16 protein-coding genes are annotated in these 14153 nt (G+C 57.9%); 7 read left to right on the top strand and 9 right to left on the bottom strand.

Annotated elements, in window-relative coordinates:
* Nucleotides 1-37 precede the first annotated feature (37 nt).
* From QQX03_RS10130 to QQX03_RS10115, 4 genes are all read right to left on the bottom strand, one after another.
* A complete protein-coding gene (locus QQX03_RS10130; RefSeq protein ID WP_285975612.1) occupies nucleotides 38-376 on the bottom strand; it encodes a P-II family nitrogen regulator in 339 nt (112 codons plus the stop codon).
* Nucleotides 377-552: 176 nt separating this feature from the next.
* A complete protein-coding gene (gene argC / locus QQX03_RS10125) occupies nucleotides 553-1482 on the bottom strand; it encodes an N-acetyl-gamma-glutamyl-phosphate reductase (protein ID WP_285975611.1) in 930 nt (309 codons plus the stop codon).
* Nucleotides 1483-1493: 11 nt separating this feature from the next.
* Nucleotides 1494-1844: a hypothetical protein gene (locus QQX03_RS10120; RefSeq protein WP_285975610.1), complete on the bottom strand. Its 351-nt coding sequence runs from the start codon at nucleotides 1842-1844 to the stop codon at nucleotides 1494-1496.
* Between the two features lie 96 nt (nucleotides 1845-1940).
* Nucleotides 1941-3332 (bottom strand): leucyl aminopeptidase family protein, encoded by a 1392-nt coding sequence (locus QQX03_RS10115; RefSeq protein ID WP_285975609.1) that lies wholly within the window; start codon nucleotides 3330-3332, stop codon nucleotides 1941-1943.
* 69 nt (nucleotides 3333-3401) lie between these two features.
* On the opposite strand from QQX03_RS10115, the gene map reads away from it, so the two are divergent.
* Entirely contained in the window at nucleotides 3402-4232 is an 831-nt protein-coding gene (gene map / locus QQX03_RS10110) for a type I methionyl aminopeptidase (RefSeq protein WP_285977003.1), read from the top strand.
* 156 nt (nucleotides 4233-4388) lie between these two features.
* Nucleotides 4389-5903 (top strand): M20/M25/M40 family metallo-hydrolase, encoded by a 1515-nt coding sequence (locus QQX03_RS10105; protein WP_285975608.1) that lies wholly within the window; start codon nucleotides 4389-4391, stop codon nucleotides 5901-5903.
* Between the two features lie 77 nt (nucleotides 5904-5980).
* On the opposite strand, the gene QQX03_RS10100 is transcribed toward QQX03_RS10105, so the two are convergent.
* Complete coding sequence (locus QQX03_RS10100; protein ID WP_432762822.1) at nucleotides 5981-6637, bottom strand: heme exporter protein CcmB; 657 nt, start codon at nucleotides 6635-6637, stop codon at nucleotides 5981-5983.
* Complete coding sequence (gene ccmA / locus QQX03_RS10095; RefSeq protein WP_285975607.1) at nucleotides 6634-7215, bottom strand: heme ABC exporter ATP-binding protein CcmA; 582 nt, start codon at nucleotides 7213-7215, stop codon at nucleotides 6634-6636. The genes QQX03_RS10100 and ccmA overlap by 4 nt, the downstream gene beginning before the upstream one ends.
* A gap of 48 nt (nucleotides 7216-7263) precedes the next feature.
* Between ccmA and QQX03_RS10090 the strand changes: the two genes are divergently transcribed.
* The gene (locus QQX03_RS10090) at nucleotides 7264-7554 is read left to right on the top strand and encodes a 4a-hydroxytetrahydrobiopterin dehydratase (RefSeq protein ID WP_285975606.1); all 291 of its coding nucleotides are present in this window, start codon (nucleotides 7264-7266) and stop codon (nucleotides 7552-7554) included.
* On the opposite strand, the gene QQX03_RS10085 is transcribed toward QQX03_RS10090, so the two are convergent.
* From QQX03_RS10085 to QQX03_RS10075, 3 genes are all read right to left on the bottom strand, one after another.
* Nucleotides 7551-8369: an SDR family oxidoreductase gene (locus QQX03_RS10085; RefSeq protein ID WP_285975605.1), complete on the bottom strand. Its 819-nt coding sequence runs from the start codon at nucleotides 8367-8369 to the stop codon at nucleotides 7551-7553. The two genes, QQX03_RS10090 and QQX03_RS10085, sit on opposite strands and share 4 nt — an antisense overlap.
* 85 nt (nucleotides 8370-8454) lie before the next feature.
* Nucleotides 8455-10413, bottom strand: coding sequence for a S9 family peptidase (locus QQX03_RS10080; protein WP_285975604.1), 1959 nt, complete (start codon nucleotides 10411-10413; stop codon nucleotides 8455-8457).
* Nucleotides 10414-10485: 72 nt separating this feature from the next.
* Nucleotides 10486-11103, bottom strand: a complete 618-nt coding sequence (locus QQX03_RS10075; RefSeq protein WP_285975603.1) for a DNA-3-methyladenine glycosylase family protein — start codon at nucleotides 11101-11103, stop codon at nucleotides 10486-10488.
* Nucleotides 11104-11214: 111 nt separating this feature from the next.
* On the opposite strand from QQX03_RS10075, the gene QQX03_RS10070 reads away from it, so the two are divergent.
* The 4 genes from QQX03_RS10070 to QQX03_RS10055 are packed head-to-tail and all read left to right on the top strand — an operon-like array spanning nucleotide 11215 to nucleotide 13677.
* On the top strand, nucleotides 11215-11532 hold the full coding sequence (locus QQX03_RS10070) for a 2Fe-2S iron-sulfur cluster-binding protein (protein ID WP_285975602.1): 318 nt from the start codon (nucleotides 11215-11217) through the stop codon (nucleotides 11530-11532).
* Nucleotides 11533-11574: 42 nt separating this feature from the next.
* On the top strand, nucleotides 11575-12588 hold the full coding sequence (locus QQX03_RS10065; RefSeq protein ID WP_285975601.1) for a cysteine synthase A: 1014 nt from the start codon (nucleotides 11575-11577) through the stop codon (nucleotides 12586-12588).
* A 32-nt stretch (nucleotides 12589-12620) separates the two neighbouring features.
* A complete protein-coding gene (locus tag QQX03_RS10060) occupies nucleotides 12621-12998 on the top strand; it encodes a hypothetical protein (RefSeq protein ID WP_285975600.1) in 378 nt (125 codons plus the stop codon).
* Nucleotides 12973-13677 (top strand): hypothetical protein, encoded by a 705-nt coding sequence (locus QQX03_RS10055; protein WP_285975599.1) that lies wholly within the window; start codon nucleotides 12973-12975, stop codon nucleotides 13675-13677. Before QQX03_RS10060 ends, QQX03_RS10055 begins: the two co-directional genes overlap by 26 nt.
* Nucleotides 13678-14153 lie beyond the last annotated feature (476 nt).

Genomic DNA, 14153 nt, shown 5'->3' with positions numbered 1-14153 from the left:
CATTGGTTACATTGGGTGGGGAGAATCCCCGCCAAACTTAGATTGCGTCGTTATCTCTTTCGCCGGTGCGAATGCGCAGGGCTCCTTCGATGGGCGAAACGAAGATCTTTCCATCACCGATGCGGCCTGTCTGCGCAGCAGCAGCCACCGCCTCAACCACGCGTTCAGCGATCTCGTCATTCACGACGACTTCGAGTTTTACCTTGGGCAGAAAGTCGACGACATATTCCGCGCCGCGATAAAGCTCCGTATGGCCCTTTTGGCGGCCAAAACCCTTCGCTTCGGTGACGGTGATGCCCGATACGCCGATTTCGTGCAGCGCTTCCTTCACTTCGTCGAGCTTGAAGGGTTTGATGATCGCTTCGATCTTTTTCACGTGATGGCCTGCTTCCGAATGGGGCGCAGATATTGGACCGCGCTCAAGAGATGCGCGTGAACATTCAAGAATCGTGCCAATCACTTAGATGGAGGCGAAGCGATCGTAAGTGCGCGCAAACGGGTATAGATTGCCCAAGAGTCGGACGGGTTCTGCCTAAATATTAGGCAGCGATCTCAGTTGAGCCGTAGTCCGGTCGTCTCCGGCAATCCGCACATGATGTTGAGATTCTGCACCGCCGCGCCGCTGGCACCCTTGCCGAGATTGTCGAGCTCAGCGATCAGCCGTGCATTCCATCCACCCTCGTTGGCGAACACATGCAGCGACAGACCGTCATGCGGTGCTGCGCCTTGCAAGAGCAGCAGCTCTGCGGGCACTTCGCCATCAACCACACTGACAATTTGTGACGCGGCGTAAAATTCGCGCAGAGCATCGCGTAACTGATCCGCGTGAGGTTCGTTAGCCATCGCGCCCAGATGCAACGGAACCTCTACGATCATACCGCGATGCGCGGGCACGACAGAAGGTGCGAACAATACCGGATGCATCAGCTCTGCGTGCAGCGACATCTCGGGCAGGTGTTTATGCGCCAGATCCAGGCTATATGTCCGGAATGCGATGTCTGTTTCAGCTTCGAACCGTTCGATCAGCGCATTGCCGCCGCCCGAATATCCGCTCACGGCATTGACCGCATAAGGCCAGTCGGCTGGCAGCAATCCTGCCCTGACAAGCGGCGCGACCAAAGCCAGAAACCCTGTTGGATAGCATCCGGGATTTGAGACGAATTGCGCATCGGCAATCTTCTCATGACCGATCAGCTCCGGGAAGCCATAAGTCCAGCCCTCGGCCACGCGGTGGGCGGATGATGCGTCGATCATTCGCGTATTCGAACCTTGCGCCAGCTTCACCGCGTCTTTCGCAGCGTCGTCGGGCAAGCACAGGATCGCGATGTCCGCAGCGTGTAGCGCGTCCTTGCGCGCGGCTTCGTCCTTGCGTTGGGCATCATCAAGCACAATCAGCTCAAACTCGCTGCGATCCTTGAGCCGGTCACGGATTTCCAGACCGGTCGTGCCAACAGCTCCATCGATGAAGATACGGGTTGTCATTGGCGCACTAATCAGGTGTCAGCGGGCGCAAGCTGCGCAATCCGCACATAGCCGGAGGGGCCCTCTGGTGCGAGACATACCCAGGCCCATTCACCTGCAATATCAAGTACTTCTAGCGCTGTGCCAGTGGCAAGTTCTCTCACAACATCGCTATCGTCACGACCGGCAAGATGCATCTCAACCGCTGCATCGCCAATGTGGCGCTGTGTGGGGATGACGTAATGCGCAGCAAGATGCCGGCCCGCCAGTGCGATATGCGCAAGGTCTCCGCGAAGGGGCAAGGTTCCTGGTGCAGGGCGCGCGACAGGTCCTGCCAGGTTGAGCGGCCCGTCGGGAACCTCATATGTCGTTACGTCGCTCATCCGGCGCGCATCCCCTGTGCATTTGGACCCGTTTTTTACGGATTTCGCGGGCGCTTATACACATCGCGCCTTTCCGGCAAGTTAGCCGTTTGCGGGTTATTCGCCAGAGTAGCGCGCGCGCAACATGTGGAAAGCTGCACGCAGGCCGTAGGCGGCACCGCCTGCCGGCCGGCCCGGCTTGGCCGAAGGACGCCATGCGAAGGTGTCGAAATGCGCCCAGTCAATTCCGTCGCCAACGAACTTGTCGAGGAAGAGGCCGGCTACACTGGCCCCGGCAAAGGCATTGCTGGAGATATTGTTCATATCAGCCACGTCAGACTTCAGCCATTCGCGGTATGTCTCTGGCAAGGGCAGTCTCCATGGCTCGTCATCACATGTCTTGCCCGCGTCGATCAGTGCCTGCGCGGTTCCGTCCTTGCGGGTCATCAGGGCAGGGAGGTCCGGCCCGAGCGCCACACGCGCGGCTCCTGTCAGCGTAGCGAAATCGAGGATAAGGTCTGGATCATCCTCGCTTGCGCGGGTAAGCGCGTCGCCCAGGATCAGGCGGCCTTCGGCATCGGTATTGCCGATCTCGACGGTCAAGCCCTTGCGCGTCTTGAGGATATCGCCGGGGCGGAAAGAATTGCCGGCAATCGCGTTCTCAACTGCAGGGATTAAGAGCTGCAACCGTACAGGCAGCTTCGCATTCATGACCAGGCCAGCCAGCGCAATAGCATGCGCTGCGCCGCCCATATCCTTCTTCATCAGTTTCATTCCAGCCGCCGGTTTCACATCCAGCCCGCCAGAGTCAAAACAAACGCCTTTGCCGACAATCGCGACCTTGGGGTGTTTTTCGTTGCCCCACTCAAGCCGTATCAACCGTGGTGCATGGTGGCGCGCGGCCGCACGACCCACGGCATGAACCATCGGATAGTCTTTCTCCAGCGCATCACCTTTGACCACTTTGAGTTTTGCGTCATACGTCTTCGCCAGCTTTTCGCATTCGGCCTCTAGCTGCGCAGGGCCCATGTCTTCAGCGGGCGTGTTGACCAGATCGCGCACCAGATTTTCCGCTTCAGCTTCGGCAATCGCGTTATCCAGATGCTTGGCTTTCTGGCTCAGCAGCACGCGCGGGCCGGGCGCGCTCTCATCCGGCTTCACATAGCGGGTGAATTTGTACTGCGCTGTCTGCCATCCATGCAGCGCCGCGCCAGCCTCACCATCCTTCAGCCGATAAGTGCCTTCGGGCAGATCCTCGGCCAGTTTGGCCAGACACCAGCTTGTCATTTTCTCTAGGTCAGCCACACCGCCTGCGACGAACCATTCGTCGCCATCGGGCACTATGGCTACCTGCGCGGGCTTGCCTTCGAATTTTTGCGCTTTGATTGCGGCGCGTTGCCCTGCGGACAGCGGCTTGAGCCAATCCTCGAATCTGTCCTTGGTAACCAGGTGAATGGACGTCGCGGATTGTCCGCGATCAGGCTGTATCAACGCGTCTTTTTTGCTCATGTGCGCTACTTAGTCACGATATGGCGCTTGTCACTCGCAATTTTGCGCATCCATCGCTATGTGTGCGGCATGCACCAGTACCAAGTCATCGATGGAAGTGAGACCGTCTACCGCGACGGCACGATTAAGCTGCATGGACCCGAGGGGTTCGAGGGTATGCGCAAGGCCGGGCGCCTTGCCGCAGAAATCCTCGACGAGCTAACCGAATTCGTGAAGCCCGGTGTGACGACCGGTGAGATTGACGATTTCGCGCGCGGCATGATGCTGGACGCGGGCGCAGTGCCTGCAACTCTGGGTTATCGCGGCTATGCGCACAGTTGCTGTACCTCGATCAACCATGTGATTTGCCACGGCATTCCGGGGGACAAGGCGCTGAAGGATGGCGATATCGTCAATATCGATGTCACGCCGCTGCTCGATGGCTGGCATGGCGACACCAGCCGCATGTTCTTTGCCGGGGAACCCTCGATCAAGGCCAAGAGGCTGGTCGATGTGACCTATGAATGCCTGATGCTGGGGATCGAAGCGGCAAGCAAACCCGGCGCGCGGCTGGGCGATATTGGCGCAGCGATCGAGGCACATGCGCGCCAGTTCCGCTATGGCGTGGTGCGCGAATTTTGCGGCCACGGGCTAGGGCGCTTGTTCCATGATGCGCCCGAAGTGGTGCACGCGGCGAAGGCGGGTACGGGGCCTGAGCTAAAGCCGGGCATGTTCTTCACCATCGAACCGATGATCAACGGAGGCAAGCCCTGGGCGAAAGTGCTGGGCGATGGCTGGACAGCGGTGACCCGCGACAAGTCGCTAAGCGCGCAATTCGAGCATTCGATTGGACTCACTGAAAACGGTGCGGAGCTTTTTACCAAAAGCCCGAAAGGTCTGGATAAGCCGCCTTATGCGTAACGTCCGAAACTGGGGTCGAAAGCGGACACTTGGCGGTTCGGTTGTGTTGCGCCTTGCGCAGATGAGGATCAAGTCGTTTGCTACCCTGCGAAAAGCGGTTGTGGAACAGAGACAGCCTGATGCCTTCTGTCGTGTTGTCTGAATATAGGAGGGATTATGGTTCGTCGGTCTTCTAGGCTCGTCGCAGTTGCGCTTATTGCGCTCGCAGTGGTGCCCGTCGCGGCAGAGACACCCGATCGCGCAGAGATCGTACTAACGGTGGAAGAGCAGCACGACGCAACGGTAAAGTCACTACAGGACTGGATTGCCTTGCCAACCATAGCCGCCGAAAAACTCAACACGCCGCAGGGTGCCGAATATATGCAGCAATTGGCGCTTGATGCAGGCTTCCAGACTGCCAAGATCATTCCAACAGACGGACTACCGGCAGTATTTGCGACACTCGATGCAGGGGCAGAAACTACCCTCGGCATATACTTCATGTATGATGTGAAGCAGTTCGACCCATCGGAATGGGATTCCCACCCACTTGAAGGCAATCTGGTTGAGCGCCATGACGAAGGCTTAACGATAGTAGGGCGCGGAGCGGTCAATCAAAAGGGGCCACAAACGGCATTCCTGGCTGCGCTCAAAGCGATTCAGGCAAGCGGCCGCCAACTTCCCGTCAATATTGTTCTGGTCGCCGAGGGCGAGGAAGAGATTGCCTCAACGCACTTTGATCAGGTCGTTGCGGTGCCTGAAGTGCAAGAAGCGCTAGCAAAGTCTATTGGCGTATTCATTCCCTCTGCCGCGCAGAGCAAGGATGGCAGCGCAAATATTACTCTTGGTGCCAAGGGCGCAGTTGAGTTTCAGCTCGTCGTCGGAGGCGAGACTTCCGACAAATATCCTAAGACCGACATCCATTCGTCAAATCACGCTCGGATCGAGAGCCCGGCATGGCGGCTCGTCAAGGCTCTCGACACGCTGGTCGCCGACGATGGGCACACTCCTGCCATCGATGGTTGGTTTGAAAATGTCAGGCCGCTTACTGACCGGCAAAAGCAATTGATTGCCGAAGGCGCAAAGCTAAATCCCGAAGATCAGGCCAAAGAGCTCCTGGGCATCGGAAGTTGGATCGACGACCTACCCTATATCACAAGCCTTGAAAGATTTTATTCTCAGCCCACCGTCAACATTCAAGGGCTGGTCGCAGGCTATACAGGCCCCGGGGGCAAGACAATTTTGCCAGGCCGGGCCGAAGCCAAACTCGAGTTTCGCCTTGTCCCGGCAATGACTAAGGACGAGGCAGTCAAAAAGTTGGAGGCGCATCTTGCCAAACGTGGTTTTGATGATGTGCAGGTAACGATTTCAGGCGGCTATGGTCCGAATGAAACCGATGAAGACAGTATTCTGATCAAGGCGCAGAAGAGGCTCTTCGAACAGAACGGGATAGCTTATTCAATCAGACCACGAAGTGCCGGTAGCTGGCCGGGCGTGATCTTTAACGGAGCGCCGCTCAATCTCCCGGCATCGCAGTTTGGCCTCAGCCGCGGAGGAGGTGCGCATGCACCCAACGAATGGTTCCTGATTGAAAGCACCGATCCCAAGGTTAACGGCCTCGATGAAGCAACGATGGCTTACGTCGACTATCTATATTTAGTCGCTAAGGAAGCCGAACGCGGGACCGACTGACAATAAAATAGATTGGGTCTGTAGTAACTTCCGGGCCATTGAACATCCGTCCGCAATTGGGTCGTTAGCGGACATTTCTATCCCTCTCTCCCAGCTCGAATAGCCGCGCCTGCTGCGAAGGGTGTGATTGCAACCAGCAGCAGGCTGATCGCCGCCGAAAAGCCCAGCGTTGCCGGATCGCTGCGTTCGAGAGCGCCCGCGCCGAAGATCAGGATCGGCAGCGCGAGCGGGATTAGCAGCAGCCCAGATAGTGCCGCGCCTGTGCGCAAGCCTGCTGTCAGTGCAGCAATCATCAGACCTACAGCCGCAAGGCCCGGCGTTCCTGCGAGCAATCCAAGCAACAGAAGTTGCAAAGTTGCGCCGTCCAGATTGAGCAGCGCAGTGGCGGGAAAGCACGCCAGCATCAACAGCGGCCCAAAGCTGAGCCAATGCGCGAACAGCCGGACCGCCATCACCACTTCTTCGGTCACGCCGCGCAGCTTGAGCTGATCGAACAGGCCCAGCTCGACATCGGGCAGCACCAGCCGATCCAGTGGCAGGATCGCCGCGAGCAGCGCCGCGATCCACAGCACCCCGCCACCGGTTTTCGCGAGCAATGGCGCGTTGGGACCAACCGCAAACGGATACAACATCGCAACGCCCAAGAAAAACAGCAGTGGCAGCATGGCTCCGCCGCCGCGCCCACCGCCAAGCAACAACATGCGCAGATCGCGTTTGAGCAGCGGCCAGATCACACGACATACTCCGCCAGAGCAAACGCGCTCAGCCGCTCGACCGCAATCGGCTGATGCGATGCCAGCACGACAATTCCCCCCGCTGCGGCATGCGCGCTGACGGTTTCGGCAATGCGTGCTTGCGCGCGATCATCCAGCCCGCTCAGCGGCTCATCGAGCAGCCAGATTGGAGCTTGCTGACACAGCAGCCGCGCCATCGCCGCGCGCTTGCGCTGCCCGGTCGAGAGGTAGCGCACCGGCACTTCCAGCAGTGGGACCAATTCCATGGCGGTTATCGCCTCAGCGGGATCGGCGCACCCGTCGACTTGCTGCCAGAAACGCAAGGCCTCGCCCAGCGGCTGATCCGGATCAAGCGCGGGCCGCTCATCAAGCATGCCGATTGCGCCTTCGTGCGATACTTCGCCGGAATAGGGGCTGAGCAGGCCAGCCAGAATACGTAGCAAGCTCGTCTTGCCCGTGCCATTTTCACCAGTCACGTGCAGCACATCGCCCGCGCTCAAATCCAGCGACAGCCCGCGAAACAGCAAACGCTCCCCGCGTCGGCAGGCAAGGTCTGTAGCTGTGAGGCGTGCTTGCATGATCCGCAGCGTTAAGCGAAAGGGTGTGCCATAACAAGGAGATGGATCATGTCAGTCCCCCAGCTAACCGATGCCGAATGCGACACGCTGCTAACCGCGCACCCAGAATGGTCGATTGCGCGCGACGGCAAAGCGATTGAGCGTAAGTTCCAGTTTGGCGATTTCAGCGAAGCCTGGGTCTTCATGAACCGCGTTGCTTTGCTGGCGGAAAGCCATGACCATCACCCCGAATGGTTCAACGTCTACAACCGCGTCGAGATCACGCTCACCACGCATGATGCAGGTGGCTTGTCTGAACGCGACGCTGTTATGGCCGCTGCAATCGACGCGCTGCTTTAGCTCGCTGTTTTCATATCCTCGGTGCCGATGCCGTTGGTGCGCATTTCCTTACGCACCTTGCCCGGCATCCAGCGCGAGAGGAACAACAGGCGCTTGGCCATTTTGCCAACGGTATAATCGAGCTTGTCGCCATGCACCGCGTTCCACACTACTTCAGGCACGATGGAAACGGGGTTCACTTCTACCCCCGCATCGACCAGCTGTTCCTTCACCGATTGGTTGGTTCCCTCTGCCGTTTGTTCGATGATCGGCGTGTCGATGAAGCCGGGGCACAGCGAGGCAACCTTGATACCGTCTTCCGCCCATTCTGCGTCGAGACTGTTGGTCAATCCGCGCACAGCCCATTTGGTGGCGCAATAGACAGATAGGTTGGGTGCACCAATGATTCCGGCCAGGCTGGCGGTGTTGATCAGGGCTGATCCGGGCGCGGTTTTCTTGAGGTGCGGATGCGCGGCTTGCGCGCCGTAGATCACGCCCTTCAGGTTAACGTCCAGCAGCGCCTCAACTTCATTGGTGGGCTGCTCGATGATTGGCCCGCCATGGCCGATGCCGGCATTGTTGAACACAACGTCGATCCGGCCACCAGCCGCCGTTGAAAAAGCGTTGAGCGCTTCATCCCATGCGGCGCGATCCCGCACGTCGAGCTTGTGCGCATATTTGAAGCCGCCTTCGATCATGCCAAGCGTTTCCTGCATGCCCGCATCGCTGATATCCGCGATGCCGACAAACCAGCCGCGCTTCGCGAAATAGATCGCGACTTCGCGGCCAATGCCTGACCCGCCGCCAGTGATGAAAATGCTCTTGCGATCGCTCAACGTTTCTCTCCCATCCTTGTGTTGCAGGATGGGTAGCTCGCTGAAACCCGTTTGTCAGCTATTTACATCACTGAAGGTAGCGCGATCACTCCGCCAGCGCGTTAGCCAAGCCTGCAACATGCTCTGCGCCTTCGAGAATTTCAGCACTCGAAGGTAAAAGCACATCACCCAGCGGCTCGGCGCGCGCCCCCAGACATTCGGCAAGGAAGTTTTCGGCAATTGCGAAAAAGGCGATGTTGTTGGTTGGCTTCGCGAACCCGTGGCCTTCATCAGGATAGAGCACGTAGGTTACCGGAATTCCCGCGTCTTTCATCGCGCCAACGATCTGGTCGCTCTCCGCCTGCTTGACGCGCGGATCGTTTGCGCCCTGCGCGATCAACAACGGTTTGGTAATCTGGTCTGCCTTGTAAAGCGGGCTGGCCGCCTTGAGCAGTGCCAGACCTTCTTCGGTATTGGGATCACCCATGCGCTCATGGAAAATCTTGACCAATGGCGCCCAATAGGGCGGGATGGTGTCAAGTAGAGTTTCGAGGTTGGAAGGGCCAACGATGTCGACACCACAGGCAAAGGTTTCGGGCGTGAAGGCAAGACCGGCCAGCGTAGCGTAGCCGCCGTATGAGCCGCCCATAATCGCGACCTGATCCTTGCCGGTGATCCCCTGCGTGATTGCCCAATTGGTGGCATCGATCAGATCGTCATGCATGGCTAGGCCCCACTGCTTGTTCGCCGCATTGAGGAAGTCCTTGCCGAAACCGGTCGAGCCGCGGAAATTGACGCTAAGCACAGCGTATCCGCGGTTGGCCAGCATCTGGTGGATCGAGTTGAAGCCGTAATCATCGCGTGCCCACGGGCCGCCATGCACCAGCAAAACCATTGGCGATGATGCGCTGGGGCTGCCATTGCCGTCCATTGCAACGCCGGCAGGCAGCGTGAGATAAGAAGGCAGAGTCAGTCCGTCGCGGCTGGCAATCTCTACCGGATACATTGGCTGAAGCGGTGCGCCTTCCAGTTCTGGTCTGGTGACATAGAACGGCGTGAGTGTTTGCGCCTGACGGTCATAGATATAGGTCGCGGTCGGGGCGGTCAGCGGATCGTTCCAGACGATCCATGTTTGATCATCATCGGTACGGCTGGAAATGCCATACTCACCCTCAAGTTGTGTGCCGAGCCAATCGAGCGATGCACCGATGTCAGCATCAAGCGCGGTCCATTCGGTCTTCAAATAGTTCACCGAATATGCCTGGACTTCGCCAGTTTCGCGGTCGCGGATTGTGCCGCCAATATCGGCTCTGTCATTCTCCGCAATCAGCGTGCGCTCACCACTCGCGACATCCTCTGCGAAAAGCGCAGCTGTGTTGCGATCACGGCTGTCGAGCCAATAAAGGATTGATCCGTCACGGGTGTAGCCAGCAGGGCTGGTGGTTAGCGCGTCTTCCATTTCTGTCGAAGTGAAAGGCTCTTCCTCCACTTTGTTATCGACCACGCGGAAGTAGTCTGTGCCGCCAGCTTCGTTCTGACGCAGTGCCATACGGACGGTCAACGTGTCATCCGCCATGAACCCGGCGTAGCTGTTGTTCTCTATGACCAGTGTCAGCTCACCGCTGTTCAAGTCGAGCAGGTGAACGTCATGGAATTCCGGATCGCGGTTGTTGAGTCCGACCAGGATTTTGTCGCGGATGCTCTCTGATCCGCCAACAATATCGACACGCGTGTTCTCGAATGGTGTCAGCGTGGTTTCCTCGCCACTTGCAATATTGACTCCATACAAGAGGAAATTTTCATCCCCGCCCTTGTCCTGAATGTAGAGCAGGCTCTGCGAATCCGGAGACCAGAAATACTGCCGGATCGGTCGATCTGTGGCATCGGTCATCGCCTTCGCTTGATCGGGGTTGTCCGCTGGCGCTATCCAGATATTGAGCACGCCGTCCTTTGGTGCGAGCCAGCTGAGCCATTGCCCGTCCGGGCTGATCTTGCCGGCTGCGCGGGTCGGATTGCCAAACAGGTCACCGCGCGGGATTAGAGGGGAGGTGTTTAAAGCTGGCATGTGGTGGAACTTTCGGAATCAAGGTGTATTACTTAATTAATACACGTAGCAACGTGCGTTTCAAGTCTGAGCCTATAGCGCTGGATTGGCGTAGAAGTGCCAGGTAAAGATGGCCATTGCACCGCGATGCGGGCGCCATTGCTCGGCAAGCTCGCGCGTCGGCCTTTCCTTTGGGCGTTCGGGAAGATCAAGCAGTCGCTTTACCCCTTCCTGCACGGCCAGATCGCCAGCGGGCCAGATATCGGGGCGGCCTTCGGCGAAAAGTAGATATATCTCGGCTGACCAGCGTCCGATGCCCTTGATGCGGGTCAATTCTTCGATCGCTGCTTCGTCATCGGCTGGCAAATTTTCAAAGTCCAGCTCACCTGCAGCAACAAGTTCACACAGCGATCGCGCATAACCTTGTTTCTGACGCGAAAGGCCGCAAGCCCGAAGTGTGTCGAAATCGCGTTCAAGAATGCATGTGGGCTTGAAGTCGTGGCCAAGCTCGGCCTCCAACTTGTTCCACATGGACGTTGCTGCGGCGACGGACACTTGCTGACCGACTATCGTGCGGAGCAGCGTCTTGTAGCCGGTATCGCGGATGCGCGGTTCGGGGTAGCCAACCCGCTCAAGCACACCGGAAACCCGCTTGTCGCTGCTTGCGATGGCATCCAACCCGGCCTTTATTGTTTCAGCGCTCAAGCTCACTAACTATTCCCCTAGCTTGCAAATCGGGCCGCACCTGCTTAGCGAGCGCCTTCGAACCGTTATCTAGGGCCCCCTCCGGGAAAAGCCCACCGCAAAAGGAATGCGCACACAATGCCGAAGCTGACAGTCGTTAATCGCGATGGAGAAGAATCGACAATCGAGGTCGAAGACGGCCTGACCGTGATGGAAGCTATCCGTGACAACGGCTTTGACGAGCTATTGGCGCTGTGCGGCGGCTGCTGCTCTTGCGCCACGTGTCACATCCATGTTGACGCAGAGGCGATGGACAATCTGCCGGCGATGAGCGAAGATGAAGATGATCTGCTGGAAAGTTCAGATCATCGTCATGAAACATCGCGCCTTTCGTGCCAGATCCCTTTCACGGCGGATCTTGATGGCCTCAAGGTAACTATTGCACCTGAAGATTGATCTTCGTTGCCGGATGAGCCGGTCGGGTTTATCTCTTGCCTCATGAATATTACTCAGCCCTTTGGCTCTACGCTTGAACTGATCGGAAACACGCCGCTTGTCCTGTTGAAAGGGGCAAGTGCAGCGGCTGGCTGCGAGATTTACGGTAAGTGCGAGTTCGCGAACCCTGGGTCCTCGGTGAAGGATCGTGCAGCGCTTTACATGATCCGCGATGCGGAGGTGCGCGGTGAGTTGAAGTCGGGCGGAACCGTGATCGAGGGCACGGCGGGCAACACGGGAATCGGCATTGCGCTGGTAGCCAATGCGCTCGGCTACAAGACGATCATCGTGATGCCGGACAACCAGTCGAAAGAGAAGATGGACACGCTGCGGGCCCTGGGCGCGGAGCTCATGCTTGTTCCTCCGACCAAATATGCCGATCCCAATCACTTCCAGCACGTGTCTCGTCGCATGGCAGAAGAGATCGATGGCGCGATCTGGGCGGGGCAGTTTGATAACACCGCCAATCGCAAGGCGCATATCGAAGGTACTGCGCCAGAATTGTGGGAGCAGCTTGGCGGCAAGATTGACGGGTTTACCTGTGCGGCTGGTACGGGCGGAACCATTGCCGGCGTCGGCATGGGGCTCAAGGCGTTTGACGAAAATGTCCGGATTGCGCTGACCGACCCGCATGGCGCCGCGCTTTATAACTATTTTGCGCATGGCGAGCTCAAGGCAGAAGGATCGTCCGTCGCGGAAGGGATCGGGCAGGGCAGGATTACAGCAAATCTCGAAGGCGCACCGATCGACGATCAATTCCGCATCTCAGATGAAGAAGGGATGCAATGGGTTGAACAATTGCTGCGTGAAGAGGGGCTCTGCCTCGGGCTCTCCTCTGGCATCAACGTGGCTGGCGCGATTGAATTGGGCAAACGGCTAGTGGGCGAAGGACGCAAGGAAGCGCGCGTGGCGACAATCCTGTGCGACACAGGATTCCGCTATCTTTCGACACTCTACAACGCAGATTGGCTGGCTGAGAAAGGCCTGCCAATATTCGGTTGGCTTAAAGCTGATTGACTGAAACTCTCAAGGCGGTAGCCTGACGAGCGATGCAGAAACCTGACATCTTCAAACTCGCGCGATTGCGGGGGCCGGCTGAACCTGATGATGCGACCGAAGCGGCGCCGCTGGGTGGTACCCGCGCGCAAGCGACTCAGCGATTGCAGGTCGGGCTTTTCGGCTTCGCAGCGATGGTTTTGCTCGTGGGACTAGCCAATATTATTCAGGACCGCGCGCGTGTCACTGAAGAATCTTCGGTTCCTGACGCCGCGCCAACCACTGCACCGGCAGAAGCACCGCCGCAACGCGATCCGCTGGCCGATGCTGGCGTTGTGCCGGATTTGCCGGTGGAACCTTCTGCGCCGCTCGGATCCGATCCATTGCTCGAAACGGAGCAAAACGATGCCGCAGCTACGCCGGATACCTAAAGCCGGATTGGTTGGCGTCGTTGCTGGCGTCATCGCGCTCGCCGTGGTTTTCTGGCCGGGCACTAGCGATCCAGAGCCAGAGGTCCCCGTCGAACGCCACAAGCTTGCATTAATGACAAGCCTTCCGATCTATTGGCCTGAAGGTAGCGATATAGCTTCTCTGGTGGATAAGCACAGCGAGGCTCCTTGGGTGCGTGAAACGCTTGAGCGCCGCTACGAAATCACACCGCTTGATAGTCTGACAGGCAATGAAGGCGAGCCTGCACCGATCAAGCAGTTTGAACGGCTTGTTATCGCGCAGCCGCGTGGGCTGAGCCCTGCGGACAATGAAGGTCTGGATGCCTGGGTGCGGGAAGGGGGCAAGCTTCTCTACGTCCTCGATCCGATGTTGACGGGTCATTATTCGGTTGCGCTGAGTGATTCCAATCATCCCACGGCAGTGGGTCTTATCCCGCCAGTAATCTTGCGTTGGGGAATGACTTTGCGGTTCGACGATTTTCAGCCGCTTGAACTGCGTGAGGCTGACTATGGCAAGGGCACCTTGCCGGTGCAGGTGGCGGGCGAAGTCATCCTTCTCGAAGAGTTCGAAGGACTTAGCGACGACCAATCGGCTGCGCGGGGCAATTGTACGATCTTGGGTGATGGGATTGCCGCTCAATGTTCCGTTGGGGCAGGGTAGGTGTTTCTCTTGGCCGACGCTGCCATTCTTGAAATGCCTGACGCGCAAGGGCCGGCCGAGGAGCAGTTACTCTCTTTGCTCGAACACGCGTTCGAAGAATGAATTCAGTTCGATCGGGGAATTCACGGGACAGTCGCGGGAAAAGCGACTCTGAACATGTCTTTTGCGCGGAAAAACAGGGGATTGCCCCGCATTGCTCGAGAATTTCCATACCAAGGGCGCAAAATCAGCGAAAAGAATAATATTGTAAATCAGATATTTACCAAATTATCCCGCAATTTCCCGCAAAAACCCCTTCCATCCCCACTGTGCCCGCGATATGACCGTCTTCCATCGGACATGACGTTTCGTGCTGCGCTTCTGTTTCTCGAAGCGCGCTGTTTGCGCTCGTGCGCTGGCGGCGACGGTGAAGCTGTGTCCGTAGATGGTGAGGGAAGGGGCCTTCATCGCGCAGGGATTAGGGTGGAGAGGGGCAG

The sequence above is a fragment of the Altererythrobacter rubellus genome, from assembly GCF_030284385.1.
GTDB lineage: Bacteria > Pseudomonadota > Alphaproteobacteria > Sphingomonadales > Sphingomonadaceae > Erythrobacter > Erythrobacter rubellus.
This window is presented reverse-complemented; position numbering and strand designations above follow the sequence as displayed.